A 17525-nucleotide genomic window follows, 5' to 3' on the forward strand; every position below is an offset into this window, starting at 1 on the left:
CATGACCACGAATGGATCTTCGAGATTGGCCCCTGCCGACCCGGCAACCAGCCCAACCGAAGGGAGACGCGCATGCGTCGACCCCGTCATCTGGCCCTCCTGAGCCTCGGCGTGTCCGGCGCTCTGGTTCTCACCGCAGCCCCACCCGCGGCTGCGGCTCCGCCCACGCCCACCACGCCCACCGGCATCGTGGTCAGCGACGGCATGACCCAACCGGTGTTCTCGCTCGCCGACGCGATCGAGGAGCGGGTGTTCGTCCAGACCCCGGTGGACACCGACCACGACGGTCGGCCCGACCGGGTGGCGATCGACATCTCCCGGCCCCGGGAGACCGCCACGCAGGGCTTCAAGGTGCCTGTCATCTTCGAGCACAGCCCGTACCGCAAGGGCACCTGGGGTGACGTGCCGTACCCGAGCGTGCTGGTCGACGACCTGCCGCAGAACGGCCTGACCGACCGCAACGGGCGTCGCGCCCTCGACGTCGGCGCGCAACGGGCCCAGGCCAAGGCAAACCTGCCCGGCTCGCTCGACGACTACTACGTGCCCCGCGGATACGCGGTGGTGCTCGGCCAGAGCGTCGGCACCGGCGACTCCGACGGCTGCCCGACCAGCGGGGACCAGGCCGAGACGCTCGGCACCAAGGCGGTCATCGACTGGCTCAACGGCAGGGCCAAGGGGTACGACGCCAACGGCGCCCCGGTCACCGCCGGCTGGACCACCGGCGCGGTAGGCATGACCGGTGTCTCCTACAACGGGACACTGCCCAACCAGGTGGCCACCACCGGCGTCAAGGGGCTCAAGACCATCGTGCCGGTCTCCGCGATCAGCAGCTGGTACGACTACTACCGGGCCAACGGCCTGGTGGTCGCGCCCGGGACGTTCCAGGGCGAGGACCTCGACATCCTGGCCCAGTACACCGCCGGGCAGGCGCGCGCCGAAGGGCCCTGCGCCGACGAGCTCGCGGACATCACCGCCAAGCAGGACCGGATCACCGGCGACTACTCGAAGTTCTGGCAGGATCGCGACTACCTCGACGCCCGCGACGTCAAGGCCAGCGTCTTCGTCGTGCACGGCCTCAACGACTGGAACGTGAAGACCGAGCACTTCGCCGGCTGGTGGGACCAGCTCGCCAAGCGCGACGTCCCCCGCAAGATCTGGCTGCACCAGGGCGGCCACGGTGGTCCGGGCAGCAGCGCGTCGGTGACCCTGCCCGGTGGGCAGACGTGGACGTACAAGCAGACCGAGAACCGCTGGTTCGACTTCTGGCTGTGGAACGTGCGCAACGGCATCATGGACGAGCCGACGGCGGTGCTCCAGCGCGAGGACCGCGCCTACACCACGTACGCCAACTGGCCCGACCCGGCGGCACGGGAGGTCGGGCTGCGCTTCGCCGCGACGGACACCACCGCGCCGGGCGCGCTCACCACGGGTAAGCCGCCTAAGGCGCGTGTCGAGCAGAGCTTCGTCGACGAGGGCCGGACCATCCACCCGGACACCCTGGTGTCCAACCCGGACACCGCGAGCGCCAACCGACTCGCCTACCGCTCCCCCGAGCTGACGCAGAGCGTGCGGATCTCCGGGCGTCCGGAGATGCGACTGCGGATGGCGATCGACAACAAGCCGGACGCGAACCTCACCGCGTACCTTGTCGACTACGGCCCGGCCGGGTCGACCGCAGCCCCGACCGTGGTGACGCGAGGTTGGATGGACCCGCAGAACCGCAAGAGCGCCGCTCGAACGTCGCCGGTGCGCCAGGGCAAGCTGTACGACTACCGGTGGACCATGGAGCCGAAGGACTACATCTTCCCGGCGGAACACCGGATCGGCGTGGTCGTCTTCTCCAGCGACCAGGAGTACACGTTGTTGCCGTTGGGCGGCACCGAGCTGCGGGTCGCGCCGAACGACAGCGAACTGCGACTGCCGGTTGTCGGCGGGCGGAGCGTCCTCGGGTTCTGATTTCCTCTTCGCGCTCCCGGGTGGGGCAGTCCGACACGTTCGGGCTGCCCCACCCGCACGTCCGAACACCCCGCCGGTGCGACCCCCGCCCGGTCGAGGCGATCATGGAGTTGTGGTGCCCGGCTTGGCCACGACGGAGCATTTTGTCACCCACCACAACTCCTTGATCGACGCTGGCCGGGCGTTGACGAACAGCCACTCTCCTCACGCGACGTCGTTCATGCCGGGATCGAGCGAGCTTTCCGGTGCCCTGCCCAAAGTCCGCAAGGTCGTGCTCGATCCTTGATGTAGCGCTCTCGTGGCACGAGGAAGGCCCTGTTTCCTGGATCAAGCACGATCTTGCGCCGGGTTCGCACTGCGCTGAGCTGGGCCAGGCCGCACCAAACGACGCGGCAACCTCAGCCAGGCCCCCCGCACCACCCGGCAACCTCAACCAGGCCCGACCACACGACGCGGAAACCCCGACCAGACGCGACCGGACCACTCGGCAATCTCAACCAGGCCTACGCACCGCTCGGCAACCTCAACCAGCCCCTACCGCCCCACACGGCAAAGCAACCACGCCCCACCCGCACCACGCGGCAACCCCGACCCGGGTCGACCTCACGACGCGCCGACCTGTTGGTCAGTCCCGGTCCGGGGACACGAACGGTGCACGTAAGCATGATCCACTCGGATTCCGTGAAGTCGGGGCATCCTGGGCAGCGGGACACCACGACTTGCAGGAATCCGAGTGGATCATGTTGGCCTGGCGGCCGTGTCGGGTTCGTTGGGCCGGGAGGGCGGGGGTTTTGTCGGGTTCGGCCTAGCGTGTCGGGTGGTCGGGGCCACCCCGGCGGCGGAATCGTGGGCCGGGCCGGGTCGTTATACCTGGCAGACCACCGCAACAGCCCGGCTCACCCCGGGCCGGCCGCCGGAACAGCCCCCGGGAACACCCGGCAGGCCACTGCGGTTACACCCCCGAACGGCCGAGCACCACAACGGCCGGGCCGCCCCCGGGAACACCCGGCAGGCCGCCTCGGTTACACCCCCGGAACGGCCGAGCACCACAACAGGCCGCCCCCCTGCGGGTTGGCGGAATGATTCGCCGCCGGCACCCGTTGCACGCTGTCCCGACGCCGGCCCCCTCGTTGCGGGTCGCCGGGCAGACGAACTTTCCCGCGCCACCATTCACCCCCTGGTGTGGTGTGGGTATCCCCCTGAGGCAGAGGAGCACGCCATCATGCGTACCGATCTGATCCGTAAGACCGCCCTGACCGCCGCCGGCCTCGCCTTCACCGGCGGCGCCATCGCCGGCCCCGTCACCACCGCGTTCGCCGCCCCGAACACCGGCAAGCCCACCACGCAGACGCAGACCGACCGCAAGGGCGGCCACGGCGAGCGGGAACTCGGTGTGCGCTACGAAGCCCAGCCGAACTTCTACTACTGCGGGCCCGCCGCGACCCGTAACGCCCTGAGCGTGCAGGGCAAGAACATCAACGTCGATGACATGGCCAAGGAGATGGGCACCACCGAGGCCGGCACCAACTCCATCAACGACATCACCCCCGTGCTGAACAAGGAAACCGGTAAGAACGACGCCTACCGCTCCGTCGAGATCAGCACCCCGAACGCTGATGCCAAGCAGACCGACCAACTGCGCGCCGACATCGTCCGCACGGTTGACGACGGCAGGGCCGTGGTCGCGAACATCGCCGGGACCAGCACCGACACCAACGATGTGACCCACTCCTACGAAGGCGGGCACTACATCAGCGTCGTCGGCTACCACGACAACGGCACCACCGTCACCATCGCCGACTCCGCCGACCCCAACCAGGCCGCCTACCAGATCAGCGTCGAACACCTCGCCGACTGGATCGCCACCCGCGGCTACGCCACCAGCTGACCCGAACCACACCACATGACCCAAGGGCCGGACCCCACCACGGGGCCCGGCCCTTCGTCGTCTTTCCACCATCTGCGGCACGTATTGACAATTGTCGACTTCGGCGTGAGGCTGGGAGCAGTGAGAGCGCTCTCTCACACCGGCCCAACCGGCCACCACCCAGTCTGGCCAGGCACAACTCCGATGCCTTCGGCGGCGGCGCCGGAGCTGTCCCTGACCCGTCCCCCGACAGGAGTCACGATGGACAGGGCCGCACCCCTCTCCGGCATCCCCCGCCGACTACGCCTCGCCACGGCGATCGGCGCCCTGCTGGTGCTACTCGGCACGTACCTGGTGTCCACCACCAACCGGGCCGACGCCGCCCCCGGCCAAGCCGGCGCTGACTTCGGCGCCAACGCCATCCGGGTCGCCGAGTTCCCCGCCGACTGCACCTACAGCCACCGGCTGCCGGACGACCCGATCGTCTTCCCCGGGCTGCCCGGGGCGTCGCACATGCACAGCTTCTTCGGCAGCACTGTGACGAACGCCAGGACCACCCTCCCCGACCTGGTCAACTCGCCCACCACCTGCAACCCGCGGGTGGACGTCTCGTCGTACTGGGTGCCGACCCTGTACCAGGACAACGTCGCGGTGGAGCCGGCAATCGCCACGTTCTACTACCTGGGCGAGGGCGTACGCGCCGACGTCGTCGCGAACACCCAGCCGTTCCCGCAGGGGTTGCGGCTCGTCGCCGGCAACGCGAAGGCCACCGGGCCGAACGACAGCATCGCCCGCTGGTCCTGCCTGCACGCCGGGCACGTGCCGCCGTCGAAGGACTTCGTCAACTGCCCGTCGGGCACGATGCTGGAGTCGTACCTGGACTTCCCGCAGTGCTGGAACGGCCGTGACCTCGACTCGCCGGATCACAAGAGCCACCTGGCGTACCCGGTGAACCAGGCCTGCCCGAGCACCCACCCCGTGCACGTGCCGAAGTTGCGCCAGGTGCTGCGGTACCCGGTCACCGGCGATCCGTCGCGGTTCCGGCTGGCCTCCGGGCCGGGTTACACCATGCACGGCGACTTCTTCAACGCCTGGCCGGTCGCGGAGTTGGCCCGCCGGGTCCAGGACTGCATCCGTCCCGTCATCAAGTGCGGTCACGACGGCCGACCGATCTGAGCGACAGCTCCACACCACGGCGGCGGGTCCGGTCACCCGGGCCCGCCGCCCTGGTTGGGAAGGGAGATCGGATGCGCCGACCCGCAGCGTCCACGGTGCTCATCGCCGTGCTGCTCGTCGCCGGCTGCGGCACCGGGCCACAGGACCCGGTCAGCACCGCCACACCACCCGTGGCCGCGCCACCGGCGACGACCACCCCAACCTCCACGGGTACGGCGTTCAACCCGACCGACGTCGCCTGGCTGCAACTGACCGTGGCGATGACCGAACGCCTGCTGCCCGTCCTCGATCTGGTGCCGGGGCGGACCACCGACCGAGCCTGGCGGCAGGCGGCCACCCAGGTGGCCACCACCCGACGCGCCGATCTGGAACGCGCCCGCCGGCTACTGGCCGACGCCGCCGCTCCGACCACGAATCCGCACGAGGGCCACGACATGCCGGGCATGGCCACCGCGCAGGAGATGGCCGCGCTGCGGGCGGCCAACGGGCAGCCGTTTCACCGCCTGCTCGCCGGGCACCTGCGGGCGCATCTCGCACAGTCGGTCCGGATCGCCACCGCGGAGCAGCAGAGCGGGGTCCAGCCGGCGACCGTCGCGCTGGCGGCGGCCGTGGTTCGGTCCGCCACCGCCGACCTCGAACGGCTCGATCACCTCGACCCCGCGTAGCCGCGCGTTCAGTGGGCGTTCCGGCGGGGTCGACGCTGGCTGGCCCCACCCGCGACCGACGACTTGAAAGATCGGCCGGCGCGGCTCAGGCGGCGTAGCGGGCGGCGAGGTCGACGACGCGCCGGGCGGCGGCCACCATCGCCCGGTCGGCGAAGCGGCCGTCGGGCAGCACCACGGTCCCCGAATCCCGCTGGTGCGCGTCCGCCACGGCGGCCAGCAGCTCCGCGGCGCGGGCCACCTCCCGATCGGCCGGGCGAAACGCGTCGACGATCACCGGGAGCTGGCGTGGGTGGATCGCCGCACGGCCGAGGAAGCCGAGCCGTCGGCCCGCCGCGCAGGAGGCGGCCAGACCGGCGAGGTCGACGACGTCGGCGTACACCGACATGGCCGGCGGGGCCAGACCGGCCGCGCGGGCCGCGACCACCACCCGGCCGCGCGCCCAGAGCAGCCCGTCGTCGTCGCTCACCCCCAGATCCGAGCGCAGGTCGGCCTCACCGAGCCCGATCGAGGCCACCGCCGGGTGAGCGGCGGCGATCGGGTACGCGGCCTCCAGCCCGGCCGCCGACTCGATCAGCGGGTGCAGGGGCACGTCGACCCGCTCGGCGAGGGCCGCCAGCGACGCGGCCGACTCGACCTTCGGCAGCCGCAGCCCGGCCAACCCGGGCCGGCCGGCCACCGCCGCGAGGTCGGCATCGAGGTCCGGGCCGGTCAGCTCGTTGACCCGGACCTGCACGGGCACCGGGTGCGCCCCGGTGAGGAACTCGGCGACGGCGTCCCGGGCGTACGCCTTGCGTCCGGCGACGACGGCGTCCTCAAGGTCGAGGATGACCGCGTCGGCACCGGAGGCGACCGCCTTGGCGAACCGGTCCGGGCGGTCGCCGGGTACGTAGAGCCAGCTCAACAGCATCAGAGCACCCCCCGCTCGCGCAGCGCGGCCAACTCCTCGGCGCTCAGGCCGAGCGCGCTGAAGACCGTGTCGGTGTCCTGGCCGTGCCGCCGGCCAGCGTGCCGGATCTCGCCGGGCGTCTCGGTCAGGCGGAACGGCACGTTCTGCATCCGCACCTCGCCCAGCTCCTCGTCCGGCACGGTGCGCACGGTGCCCAGCGCGGCGTACTGCGGGTCGGCGAGGATGTCGCGCACGTCGTAGACGGGGGCGACCGCAGCTTGGGCCTCCTCGAACGCGGCCACCACCTCGTCGCGGTCCCGTTGCGACACCCAGGCGCTCACCGCCGCGTCCAACTCGTCGGCGTGGGCGGCCCGCCCGCTGCCGGTGGCGAACCACGGCTCGTCGATCAGCTCGCCGCGGCCGACCAGTCGCAGCACCCGCTCGGCGATGCTCTGCGCGCTGGTGGAGACCGCCACCCAGCGCCCGTCGGCGCAGCGGTAGGTGTTGCGCGGGGCGTTGTTGTTGGACCGGTTGCCCAGCCGGGGCTGGATGTAGCCGAGCTGGTCGTACCAGGTGACCTGCGGCCCGAGCATCGCCATGATCGGCTCGATGATGGCGAGGTCGACCACCTGCCCGGCGCCGGTGACGTCGCGGGCCCGCAGGGCGAGCATCACCGCGTACGCGGCGGCGAGCGCGCTCACCGAGTCGGCCAGCCCGAACGGGGGCAGCGTGGGCGGCCCGTCCGGTTCCCCGGTGGCCGCGGCGAAACCGCTCATCGCCTCGGCGAGGGTGCCGAAGCCGGGCCGTCGGGCGTACGGGCCGACCTGCCCGAACCCACTGATTCGGGTGATCACCAGCCGGGGGTTGACGGCGTGCAGCTCGGCCGGCCCGAGCCCCCACCGCTCCAGTGTTCCGGGGCGGAAGTTCTCCACCAGCACGTCGGCGTCGGCGAGCAGTCGACGCAGCAACGCGGCGCCGTCCGGGTCGGAGAGGTTGAGGGTGACGGTGCGCTTGTTGCGGCCGAGCACCTTCCACCAGAGCCCGACACCGTCGCGGGCCGGGCCGTGCCCCCGCGACGGGTCCGGCTTGGCCGGATGCTCCACCTTGATCACGTCGGCGCCGAAGTCACCGAGGAACGCCGCCGCGAGCGGCCCGGCGAAGAGGGTGGCCAGGTCGACGACCTTGACGCCGTCCAGTGGCGCGGTCACCGGGTCACCTCCGGCAGGTCGGCCGCACAACGGAAGCCGACCTGTTCGGAGCGGGCGAGGCCGGCGCCGGTGAGCAGCAGCTTCACCGACACGTCCGCCGGTTGCGGGCCGCCGTCGAGGTACCAGTCGGAGCCCTGCGCCCGGTACTGGGCGCCGCCCTTGAGGATGGCGAAGCGGGTACGACCGTCGGAGTGCTCGCTCTCGGTCAGGTTCCACACCAGCGGTTCCCGCCGTACGATCAGCCCCGCCTCGGCGGCGACCTGCCACTCGTCCTCGGTGGGCAGTCGCAGCCCGGCCCACGCGGCGTACGCCCGCGCGTCGGCCAGCTCGACCCCGGTCACCGGGGCGTCGGCCGGACCGGAGCCGGCGGTGAACCGCTCCGGGCGCACCGGAACGTAGCCGGCGGCGCGCAGGAACTCGGCGTACTCGCCGTGGGTGACCTCGTGCACGGCGATGGCGAACCGGCCGAGCCGCACACTGCGCCGCAGCGTGCCGGGGTGGTGCAGCCGGGGCGGCAGGGGCTTCCACTCGTCGACGTAGGGCGCTTCGCCGTACAGCCCGGTCTCCCGTACCCGGTGCCGTACGACCAGGTCGTGCCGGCCGCCCTCGACGGCGACCAGGCCCGGCGGCACCTGCGGTCGGGGCGCCCAGGGCGTACGGACGCGCACCGCGGCGCGGGCCGGGAAGGACGGGTCGCCGGTCGGCGGCTCGTGCCGGTGCGCGGAGGCGGGTCCGCGCGCCACGGCCGCGATCGCGCCGGCCGGGAGCGGGCCGCCCACCGCCAGTCGACCGTCGGCGGTCTCAGTGACGGTCAACGCGGCACCGGTGACCAGGTCGACGAAGTGTCGGCCAGCGCTCGGGTCGGTGACCAGCCACGGGCCGTCGTGGTCAGCGCCCCGGTTCACCACCGTCCACAGCGGCTCGTCGTCGTGCGTCCAGCGGGACGCGTACACCTGGCCGTCACCGGGGTGGTCGGCGAGCGGCACCCAGTCCTCGGCGCGCAACCACGCCGCGTGGCTGCTCTGCACCCGGCGCATCGCCCGCAGCACCGCTCGGTCGCGCTCGTTCCAGCCGACCCAGACGCCGAAGACGCTTTCCCAGACCAGCACGCCGACGCCGTTGAGCCAGGCGGAGTGCAGCTCGTCGAGGTGGTCGCGGTGCCAGCGCCGGGTGTGGTGCAGCACGTGCCGTCGCTCGAACCACTTGGCCCGCAGCACGCCGGGCACCTCGGAGTCGGCGAACCACTGCGCCCAGGACATGGCGTGGTCGGCGATGCGGGCCAGCGGCACCCGGCTCTCGCCCTCCAAAACCATGCCGGGGCGAACCGCGTCCAGCGCGGTGCGCAGCTCCCCGGCGCCCTCCTTGAGGGTGTCCAGGAAGACCCCGTCGACGCCGAGCTTGCCGGCCAGCGTGGCGACCTCCTCGGCGTCACTGCCCACCTCGCGCCGGGTGCCGGTGTCCCACGGGTTGTAGTCGACGAAGACCCGCACCCCACGCTGCTGGAACGCGCGCACCACATCGGGTAGCTCCGGCACGTCCCGGTACCAGTCGAACTGGTTGCGGTCGTCGAGGCCGATGACCGGGTACGCGTGCCAGAGCACCACCCCGTCGAAACCGCCGACGTCCCGCCCGGCCGCGTCGAGGAACTCGTCGACGGTGAAAACACCGCGTTCGTGGTCGTAGAGCGTCTCGTCCCAGAGCCAGGCCAGGCAGACGCTGAAGCAGTCACCGGCGATCTCGTCGTAGTGCTCGCCGACGTAGCCGATCCGGTCCCGGGCGTCGACCCGCCACCGGGCGATCTGTTCCCGCCAGGCCGGCCAGTCGGCCGGGTCGGCGGGGGCGGCGAAGATCTTCGCCTCGTCCAGGGCGCTCAGGTCGGCGTGCCCGCCCAACGGCACCTCGGTCGGCCGGTCGATCGGGCGCGGGACGTACGGGTTGAAGCTCACGGTGCACCTCGGTAGGTCGCGTCGTAGAGGGCGTCGATGGCCGGCCGGTCGGGCAGGGCGGTGGACGCTCCGGGCCGCTGGGCACAGGCCGCGCCGGCGGCGCAGGCCCAGCGCAGGCTGGCGGTGACGGTGTCCTCGCTGCTGGCGCCGCCGCGTTCGGCCCAGCTCACGGCGAGCGCGCCGGTGAACGCGTCACCGGCGGCTGTGGTGTCCACAGCGTCGATCTGCGGCGCCGGGACCGCGAGACGCAGGCCGTGTCGATCGGCGTACGCGGCCCCGCGCGCGCCGAGGGTGAGGACCACCCGGGGCACCAGCTTCAGCAGGGCGTCGAGCAGCACCGGCGGGTCGTCGGAGGCGACCTCGGCAACGACCGCCGCCTCGTGCTCGTTGACCACCAGCACGTCGACCAGGTCGAGCAGGACGGCGGGCAGCGCGGCGGCGGGCGCGGCGTTCAGCACCACAGTGGTGCCGTCGGCCCGGGCCCAGCTCGCCGCCTGGAGCACGGCGCTCAGCGGCACTTCCAGTTGCAGCAGCAGCACCTCGGCCGCCGTGATCGTCGCCCGGTCGTCCGCGTCCAGCTCGGTCAGCGTTCCGTTGGCGCCGGGCGCGACCAGGATGAAGTTCTCCGCGTCCCGGTCGACGGCGATCAACGCGACACCGGAGGGGCCGGCTGCGGTCCGCAGACCACGGACGTCCACGCCGGCGTCGACGAGACTCGCCCGCATCCGGGTACCGAACTCGTCGTCGCCCACCGCTCCCACGAAGTCGCAGGCCGCACCGGCCCGGGCTGCGGCGACGGCCTGGTTGGCGCCCTTACCGCCGGGTACGGTCCGGAAGTTCTCGCCGAGCACCGTCTCACCGGGGCGGGGCAGCCGCGACGCCGTGACCACCAGGTCCAGGTTGCTGCTGCCCACCACCGCCACCCGCGCGCTCATACCACGCTCCGTTCCGTCGCCGGCTGTGCCAGGGCGAGGGTCCGCTCGGCCAGCTCGTCGAAGCCGATCCCGTCGAAGCCGGCGATGCTGCTGGCCAGCCGGTTGCGCAGCGGGGCGACCCAGCGCTGCGGCAACCCGGACGCGCCGGTGAGCGCTCCGGTCACCGCGCCGACCGTCGCGCCGGTCGAGTCGGTGTCCCAGCCACCACTGACCACGGCGGTGATCGACCGTTCCAGGTCCCCCCGCCCGTACGCCAGGGCGGCGGCCACCAGCGCCGCGTTGTTGCGGACGTGCACCCAGTGCAGGTGGCCGTGTCGTGCGTACAGCTCGTCGACGACGCGTTCCCAGTCGTCGGTGCCCGCGCCGAGGGCGCGCGCCTCTCGGACCGTGGCGGCGAACCTGCTGTTCGGCGGCAGCACCGCCTCGGCGGCGTCCAGCACCTCGTCCATGGTGTCGGCCACCGGCGCGGCTGCCGACAGGGCCGCAGCCCAGAGCGCGCCGTGCACCCCTCCCCGGACGTGGCTGACCGTCGCGTCGCGTACCGCCAGTTCGGCGGCGCGGTCCGGCCGGCCGGGGTTGACCCAGCCGTACACGTCGGTGCGGATCTGCGCGCCGATCCACTCCCGGAACGGGTTGTGCCGGCGGGCGCTCTGCGGCGGCGGGTATCCGAGCAGCAGGTTGCGGTAGGCCACCCGCTCGGCGGTGAAGACCCGCCCGCCGGGCAGCCAGTCCAGCCACGCCTGCGCCACGTCATCGCTGGTGAAGCCCCGACCGTGCGTCTCCAGCACGCGCAGGGCCAGCAACGCGTAGTTCAGGTCGTCGTCCTCGGGCATCCCGTCGATGTTCTCGGCGAGGCTGGTCGGCGCGCTGCGCCGGTTCCACGGCCAGCGGGCGGCAACGTCGGCCGGGAGCCCTTTCGCGGTGAACCAGTCGCGCAGTGGCCACCGGTCGGTAGCGGTGAGGATCTCCCGGATGCCCTCGCGGGGGATCTTCTCCACCGGCTTGCCGAGCAGGCAGCCGACCGCCCGGCCGAGCCACCCGCCGTGCAGCCGGTCGTACGCCGCCTCGGTCGGCAGCGACCAGGTGGTCGGCCACCCGGCCCGCAGCGAGGTCAGGTCGTCGGCCTCGTCAGTGGTGTCGACGGCGGGCACCGCGTCGGCGGCGTCCAGCAGCTCCGTGGCGAGGGCCCGCAGCTCCGGCGAGGCCGGGTTCACCGACGCCCCGCTGACCGGTGGGGTCAGGTCCCCGCCGGCCGCCGCCCACCGCTGAGCGATCGCGGCGACGTCACGCCCCTCGTCCCGGCTGGCAGCCAGCTCGTGCGGCAGCAGGTCCTCCGGCTGAACCCAGGTGATCCTCACCGGGTCTCGCCCCCAACCCCCCGGGTGGCACCGGCGGCCAGCCCGGCGAACCGCTCCGCCCGGCGGGCGAAGCGGGCCTGGTCGCGCTCGAAGACCTCGCCGGCCACCGTCGCGAGAACCCGGGCCGGTTCCACCAGGTCGGTCTTGGAGGCGGTGGCGACCACGTCGGACCATTCCGCCGGCACCGCGTCGGCGCCACCGAGCGCCCCGGCGATGGCGGCGGCCATGGTGGCGGTGGAGTCGGCGTCCCGGCCGTAGTTGACCGAGCCGAGCACCGCGGCCCGGAAGTCACCGCCCGCCACCACGAGCATGCCGAGAGCCACCGGCAGCTCCTCGATGGCGTGCAGGCGACTGGGCCGCCGCGCGCCGAGGCCGGGGCTGCGGTACTCCTCCCCCACCGTGTCGTAGGGGGCGACCGCGGCCCGCAGCGCCGGGATGGCCTGCTTCCAGTCGTGGTGGCCGCGAGCTTCCTTGACCACCGCGTCGATGGCCGCGCGGGTGCCGTCGCGGGCCAGGTCCAGCGCCGCCGCGACGACGTCCTCGACGCTCGCGCCGGGGGTCGCGGCCGCCGCGACCGAGGCCGCGAACACGGCGGCGGCCTCCCGCCCGTAGCTGTGCTGGTGCGCGCCGGCGATCTCCACCGCCTCGGCGTACGCCCCGGCCGGGTCGCCCGCGTTGACGATGCCGACAGGCGCCATGTACATGGCCGCGCCACAGTTGACGATGTTGCCGACCCCGGCCTCGCGGGGGTCCGCGTGGGCGTGGTGCAGTCGGGTGACCAGCCAGCGTTCGGCGGCGGCGAGCCGGTGGAAGGTCACCCCGTCGCGCTCCAGGTCGGGGATGTACACCACCCGCTCGATCAGGTCGGGAACCAGCAGGTCCACCACGTCGAAGGCATCGAGGTGGTCCCGTTTGGCCGCGTACGCGCGGACCAGGGCGTGGGTCATCAACGTGTCGTCGGTGAGGTGCCCGTCGCCCTTGTGGTAGGGCGCGAGGGGTCGCGCGGTGGCCCAGTCGGCGTGGTACGGGGGCACGATGCCCTCGACCCAGCCGCCGAAGCGGGCACGGATCTGCTCGGGCAGCGCCGTCTCGGTGGCGCCACCCAGGGCGTCTCCGACAGCGGCGCCGACCAGGCAACCAACCGATGTGTCGAGCAAGAGTGACATGTCGTTACCTCAGAACCTGCTTGCCACCGTCGACCAGCTGCGTGCCGAGCTGATCGAGGGTGATCTTGTTGGCGAAGTACTGCTGGAGGGCCGGGGTGGCGTACTTGGTCTTCCACTCCGGGTAGCCGTCGGCCTGCTGGAACGGGGCGACGGTCAGGTCCGCGGCGCTGTCCGCGGCGACGTCCCAGCCCTGCTTGCCTTCGGTGAGCTTGACCAGTTGCTCGTTGGCCTGCTTGCCGGTCGGCACCAGCCAGTCGCCCTTGGCCAGGGCGGCCATGTTCGTCGGGTTGAGGAAGTACTCCAGGAACTGCGCGGCCTGCTTCTTGTGCTTGCTGTCCTCGGAGATCGACAGCGTCTGCGGGTTGGCGGCCTGCTTGGTGGAGAGTCCCTTGATCGGGGGCAGGGTGACCCACTCGAAGCCGGCCGGCGCCTGCTCGACCATCTGCTGGCGCAGCGACACCGAGCCGGGCAGCATCGCGTACTTGCCGCCGAAGAAGCCGGGCAGGGTGTCCGCGCCGCTCATGCCGAGCGCCTCCGGCGAGGCGGACTTGGCGGTGTAGAGCATGTCGTGGATCCGCTTCGGAATTTCCTTCTCCGCGTCGCCGACCTTGACCTCGGTGCGCCCACCGTCGCCGTAGAAGAACTTGCCGTCGTAGTTGAGCGCCAGGTTGAGCACCCGGTTGGTCGGCGACTTCAACGCCCACGCCGCGCCGTACTGGCCGGGCTTGGTGAGCTTCTGCGCGTTGCTCTGGAACTCGTCCCAGGTCCAGCCGCCGTCGGCCGGCGGCACCGCGACACCTGCGGCGTCGAGCAGCTTCTTGTTGGCGATGACGACCTGCGACTCCAGCAGGAACGGCACGCCGGTGACCTTGCCGTCGACGGTGGCGGTGTCCCAGATGCCCTTGTCGATCTGCCCCTTCAGGTCGTCGGAAACCAGGTCGGAGAGGTCGGCCAGGTAGCCCTGCTTGCTGAACTCCCCGATCGAGGACGCCTCGTAGTGCACGATGTCCGGCGCGTCGCCGCCCTCGAAGGAGGTGAGCAGCTGGTCGTGCACCGAGTTCCAGTCACCCTGGACGTACTCGACCTGGATGTCCGGGTGCTCGGCGTTCCACTTGGCGACCAGGTCCTTGTTGACCTGGAGCGACTCCTTCTGCCAGGCGAGGCTGAGGAAACGCAGCTTGGCCGGGCCGGACGCGGCCTCGTCGTCGCCGCCGGAGCCGCACGCGGTGAGCGCGCCGAGGCCGACGACCGCGACCGCGGCGCCCGCCGCGAGTCGGCGGAATCGGGTACGAAGCATGGGGGGTACCTCCTTGGTGGTGGTTGGGGGGACGGTTCAGCCCTTGACCGCGCCCGCGAGCGACCCGGACGAGAGCCGGCGCTGCATGAACGCGAAGAAGATCAGGCTGGGCAGCGTGGCCAGCAGTGAACCGGCGGCCAGGGGACCCAGCCGGGCGGTGCCCTCGATGCCGACGAACCGGGCCAGCGCCACCGGCAGGGTGGCCAGCTCCGGGGTCTTGATCAGCACCAGTGCGAAGAAGAACTCGTTCCAGGCCGAGATGAAGGAGAACAGCGCGGTCGCGACCAGGCCCGGAGCGAGCAGCGGGAAGACCACCCGCCGCAGCACCTGCACCCGGGTTGCGCCGTCGACCGACGCGGCCTCCTCCAGCTCCCTCGGGATGTTGCGGACGAAGCCCTGCAACATCCACAGCGCGAACGGCAGCGCCCAGACCACGTAGATCAGCACCAGCCCGGCGTGCGTGTTGGCCAGACCGACCTGCCGCAGCACCAGGAAGATCGGGATGATCAGCAGTACGAACGGGAAGAGCTGGGACAGCAGCACCCAGCCCAGCGCGGCGGTGCCGAGCTTGGAGCGGAACCGGGCCAACGCGTACGACGCCGGCATGGCGACCAGCACGGTCAGGACCGCCGAGGCGAGGGAGACCTGGAGGCTGTTGAGCGCCGCCCGGCCCAGCTCCTGTTCGGTGAACGCCTGCACGAAGTTCTGCAGTGTCGGGTTGTCCGGGATCAACGTCGGGTGCAGGCGCACCAGTTCGCGCGGCGGTTTGAACGCCGTGGAGAGCAGCCAGACCAGCGGGAACCCGAGGAAGATCAGGTAGCCGGCGAGCGCCAGGTAATGCAGCGTCCGGCTCGTGCGGCTCGGTTTTCCGAACATGTCAGTTCGCCTCCCTGAGCCGGCGACGGAGATAGACCGCGAGCAGCGCGATGATGATCACGACCATGACGTTGCCGAGGGCCGCCGCGTAGCCGTAGTTGCCGTAGCGGAACGCCTCTTCGTACGCGAAGAGCATCGGCAGCATCGTCTTGCCGCCCGGCCCACCGGCGGTGAGCACGTAGACCAGGCCGAACGAGTTGAAGTTCCAGATGAAGTCCAGCGAGGTGATCGCCACGATCACCGGCGCCAGCGCGGGCAGCGTGACGTGCCGGAACCGGTGCCAGGTGCTGGCCCCGTCCACCGCCGCCGCCTCGTGCAGCTCGCGACCCACACCCTGCAGACCGGCGAGCAGGACCACAGTGGTCTGCGGCATCCCCGCCCAGACCCCGACGATGATCACCGCGGGCAGTGCGGTGCTGAAGTCGCCCAGCCAGTTCGTCCGCAGTCCGTCGGCGCCGACGCGGTGGAAGAACTCGTTGATCAGGCCGGCGTCGGGGTGGTAGACGAGCTTCCACAGGATGCCGACGACGACGGGCGGCATCGCCCAGGGCACGACGGCCAGCACCCGCGCCACACCTCGGAACCGCAGTTGCTGGTTGAGCAGCAGCGCCAGCCCGAGGGCGAGCAGGAACTGCAACACAGTCACCCCGACCGCCCAGAGAAGACCGATCTTGAACGAGTTCCAGAACAGCTCGTCGCCGAGGAGGTCCCGGTAGTTGGCCAGGCCGGTGAAGCTGACCTCGACGTTGCGACCGGCGCGGGCGTCGGTGAAGCCGAGGTAGATGCCGCGCAGCAGGGGAAACACCGACAGCACCAGGATCGGCAGCAGCGACGGCAGCAGGAGAAGGTAGATGGTGGTGCGGTCGGAGCGGAACCGGTTGCGCCGGCGGGCCGGCTCGGCCCGTTCGACGTCCGGCCGCTCGGTCAGGGTGGTCATGCGGTCACCCCTTCGCTGGACGGGTGGGTGGTGGGTGGGCCGGCGGGTCGAGGGACCGGCACTGTCGCGGCGCTGGACGCGCGAACGACGAGACTCGGCGGCACCTGCTCGCGGCGCGGCGGCAATGTGGCGTCGGCAATGCGGTGCAGGAGCAGTTCGGCGGCTCGGCGACCACGCTCGGCCGAGCCGAGCGAGACGCTGGAGAGCTGGGGAAACATCATCCGGGCCAGTTCGGTGTCGTCCATGCCGACCAGGGCGACGTCCTGCGGCACCCGACGGCCGGCGACCAGCAGGGCGTGCAGCGCGCCGACCGCGATGAGGTCGTTGGCGCAGACCAGGGCGTCCGGGTCGGCGCGGGCGAGCAGTCGCTCGGTGGCGGCGCGGCCGGCCGCGTACTGGAAGTCGCCGACCTCGATCAGGTCGGCGTCGAGCGGGATGCCGTGTCGGGTCAGGGCGGCCCGGAATCCGGCGTCGCGGGCGGCGCCCGGAACGGTGTCGAGCGGGCCGTTGACGAAACCGATCCGCCGTCGGCCGGTGGCGACGAGGTGGTCCACGGCAAGCGCCACACCGTGGCGCGAGTCGGTACGCACGTTGTCGATCGGAGCGTCCTCGCCGAGCTGGCCGACGACCACCACCGGCACCGGACTGTCCACCAGCGCGGTGAGGTGGTCGTCGGTGACCCGGATCGGCGAGACGATCATGCCGTCCACGTAGCGGTTGGCCAGTCGTCGCAGCAGAGCGGTCTCGTTGTCGATCCGCCCGCCGGTGGCGTGCACCAGCAGTTGCCGCCCGGAGGACGCGACCACGGCCTCGATGGCCCGCATCATCTCCACGTAGACCGGGTTGCCGATGTCCTCCACCGCGAGCGCGATCAGACCGGTGCGCTGGGACTGCAACGACCGGGCGATCGCGTTGGGCACGTAGCCCACCTCGGCCGCCGCCTCACGAACCTTGCGGATCGTCTCGGGGCTGCCGCCGACACCGTTGAGCACCCGCGAGGCGGACGCGATGGAGACGCCGGCGCGGGCGGCGACGGTGTGCACCGTGGGCCGGCCGTCCGCCGATTCCTGTAAACGTTTACGACCCACGTTCGGCACCTCCACCCGATAGCTGTAAACGTTTCCGGGGAGTCTGCTCCGCAAGTGGCGGAGAGGTCAAGAGCCCGTTACGAAAACGTTTCCAACCCCGCACCCCCGCGCCCCACCGCGCCCCACCCCGCACCGCACCTCCCACCCCGCCGCGTTGATCATGG

15 protein-coding genes are annotated in these 17525 nt (G+C 71.8%); 5 read left to right on the plus strand and 10 right to left on the minus strand.

Annotated features, from left to right (window positions below; all coding sequences use genetic code 11):
* Positions 1–72 precede the first annotated feature (72 nt).
* The 5 genes from ACFYPG_RS03215 (at position 73) to ACFYPG_RS03235 (ending at position 5664) form a co-directional block, all read left to right on the plus strand.
* Positions 73–1956, plus strand: a complete 1884-nt coding sequence (locus ACFYPG_RS03215) for a Xaa-Pro dipeptidyl-peptidase (protein ID WP_387349946.1) — start codon at positions 73–75, stop codon at positions 1954–1956.
* Between the two features lie 124 nt (positions 1957–2080).
* Positions 2081–2242 carry a hypothetical protein gene (locus ACFYPG_RS03220; protein ID WP_387349948.1) on the plus strand — a complete coding sequence of 54 codons (162 nt, stop codon included), beginning with the start codon at positions 2081–2083 and terminating at the stop codon, positions 2240–2242.
* A 936-nt stretch (positions 2243–3178) separates the two neighbouring features.
* Positions 3179–3844 carry a C39 family peptidase gene (locus tag ACFYPG_RS03225; RefSeq protein ID WP_387349950.1) on the plus strand — a complete coding sequence of 222 codons (666 nt, stop codon included), beginning with the start codon at positions 3179–3181 and terminating at the stop codon, positions 3842–3844.
* 240 nt (positions 3845–4084) lie between these two features.
* The gene (locus tag ACFYPG_RS03230) at positions 4085–4999 is read left to right on the plus strand and encodes a DUF1996 domain-containing protein (RefSeq protein ID WP_355010236.1); all 915 of its coding nucleotides are present in this window, start codon (positions 4085–4087) and stop codon (positions 4997–4999) included.
* 71 nt (positions 5000–5070) lie between these two features.
* The gene (locus tag ACFYPG_RS03235; protein ID WP_387349952.1) at positions 5071–5664 is read left to right on the plus strand and encodes a DUF305 domain-containing protein; all 594 of its coding nucleotides are present in this window, start codon (positions 5071–5073) and stop codon (positions 5662–5664) included.
* A gap of 85 nt (positions 5665–5749) precedes the next feature.
* On the opposite strand, the gene ACFYPG_RS03240 is transcribed toward ACFYPG_RS03235, so the two are convergent.
* The 10 genes from ACFYPG_RS03240 to ACFYPG_RS03285 are packed head-to-tail and all read right to left on the minus strand — an operon-like array spanning position 5750 to position 17361.
* The gene (locus ACFYPG_RS03240) at positions 5750–6571 is read right to left on the minus strand and encodes an HpcH/HpaI aldolase/citrate lyase family protein (protein WP_387349954.1); all 822 of its coding nucleotides are present in this window, start codon (positions 6569–6571) and stop codon (positions 5750–5752) included.
* Positions 6571–7758: a CaiB/BaiF CoA transferase family protein gene (locus ACFYPG_RS03245; protein WP_387349956.1), complete on the minus strand. Its 1188-nt coding sequence runs from the start codon at positions 7756–7758 to the stop codon at positions 6571–6573. Before ACFYPG_RS03245 ends, ACFYPG_RS03240 begins: the two co-directional genes overlap by 1 nt.
* Positions 7755–9704, minus strand: a complete 1950-nt coding sequence (locus tag ACFYPG_RS03250; protein WP_387349957.1) for an SUMF1/EgtB/PvdO family nonheme iron enzyme — start codon at positions 9702–9704, stop codon at positions 7755–7757. The genes ACFYPG_RS03245 and ACFYPG_RS03250 overlap by 4 nt, the downstream gene beginning before the upstream one ends.
* The gene (locus ACFYPG_RS03255) at positions 9701–10639 is read right to left on the minus strand and encodes a ribokinase (protein WP_387349959.1); all 939 of its coding nucleotides are present in this window, start codon (positions 10637–10639) and stop codon (positions 9701–9703) included. Before ACFYPG_RS03255 ends, ACFYPG_RS03250 begins: the two co-directional genes overlap by 4 nt.
* The gene (locus ACFYPG_RS03260) at positions 10636–11997 is read right to left on the minus strand and encodes an ADP-ribosylglycohydrolase family protein (protein ID WP_387349961.1); all 1362 of its coding nucleotides are present in this window, start codon (positions 11995–11997) and stop codon (positions 10636–10638) included. The genes ACFYPG_RS03255 and ACFYPG_RS03260 overlap by 4 nt, the downstream gene beginning before the upstream one ends.
* Positions 11994–13163 (minus strand): ADP-ribosylglycohydrolase family protein, encoded by a 1170-nt coding sequence (locus tag ACFYPG_RS03265; protein WP_355010243.1) that lies wholly within the window; start codon positions 13161–13163, stop codon positions 11994–11996. The genes ACFYPG_RS03260 and ACFYPG_RS03265 overlap by 4 nt, the downstream gene beginning before the upstream one ends.
* A 4-nt stretch (positions 13164–13167) precedes the next feature.
* On the minus strand, positions 13168–14460 hold the full coding sequence (locus ACFYPG_RS03270) for an ABC transporter substrate-binding protein (RefSeq protein WP_387349963.1): 1293 nt from the start codon (positions 14458–14460) through the stop codon (positions 13168–13170).
* A gap of 36 nt (positions 14461–14496) precedes the next feature.
* On the minus strand, positions 14497–15336 hold the full coding sequence (locus tag ACFYPG_RS03275; protein WP_387349964.1) for a carbohydrate ABC transporter permease: 840 nt from the start codon (positions 15334–15336) through the stop codon (positions 14497–14499).
* A 1-nt stretch (position 15337) separates the two neighbouring features.
* Positions 15338–16273, minus strand: a complete 936-nt coding sequence (locus tag ACFYPG_RS03280; RefSeq protein WP_355010245.1) for a sugar ABC transporter permease — start codon at positions 16271–16273, stop codon at positions 15338–15340.
* On the minus strand, positions 16270–17361 hold the full coding sequence (locus ACFYPG_RS03285) for a LacI family DNA-binding transcriptional regulator (RefSeq protein ID WP_387349965.1): 1092 nt from the start codon (positions 17359–17361) through the stop codon (positions 16270–16272). Before ACFYPG_RS03285 ends, ACFYPG_RS03280 begins: the two co-directional genes overlap by 4 nt.
* Positions 17362–17525: the final 164 nt, after the last annotated feature.

Origin of the sequence: Micromonospora sp. NPDC005553, from assembly GCF_042871765.1 — a bacterium.
GTDB lineage: Bacteria > Actinomycetota > Actinomycetes > Mycobacteriales > Micromonosporaceae > Micromonospora.

Coding starts and splice junctions, on each gene's coding strand:
- ACFYPG_RS03215 (WP_387349946.1), top strand. CDS start 73: ATGCGTCGACCCCGTCATCTGGCCCTCCTGAGCCTCGGCGTGTCCGGC.
- ACFYPG_RS03225 (WP_387349950.1), top strand. CDS start 3,179: ATGCGTACCGATCTGATCCGTAAGACCGCCCTGACCGCCGCCGGCCTC.
- ACFYPG_RS03230 (WP_355010236.1), top strand. CDS start 4,085: ATGGACAGGGCCGCACCCCTCTCCGGCATCCCCCGCCGACTACGCCTC.
- ACFYPG_RS03235 (WP_387349952.1), top strand. CDS start 5,071: ATGCGCCGACCCGCAGCGTCCACGGTGCTCATCGCCGTGCTGCTCGTC.
- ACFYPG_RS03240 (WP_387349954.1), bottom strand. CDS start 6,571: ATGCTGTTGAGCTGGCTCTACGTACCCGGCGACCGCCCGGACCGGTTC.
- ACFYPG_RS03255 (WP_387349959.1), bottom strand. CDS start 10,639: ATGAGCGCGCGGGTGGCGGTGGTGGGCAGCAGCAACCTGGACCTGGTG.
- ACFYPG_RS03265 (WP_355010243.1), bottom strand. CDS start 13,163: ATGTCACTCTTGCTCGACACATCGGTTGGTTGCCTGGTCGGCGCCGCT.
- ACFYPG_RS03270 (WP_387349963.1), bottom strand. CDS start 14,460: ATGCTTCGTACCCGATTCCGCCGACTCGCGGCGGGCGCCGCGGTCGCG.
- ACFYPG_RS03275 (WP_387349964.1), bottom strand. CDS start 15,336: ATGTTCGGAAAACCGAGCCGCACGAGCCGGACGCTGCATTACCTGGCG.
- ACFYPG_RS03280 (WP_355010245.1), bottom strand. CDS start 16,273: ATGACCACCCTGACCGAGCGGCCGGACGTCGAACGGGCCGAGCCGGCC.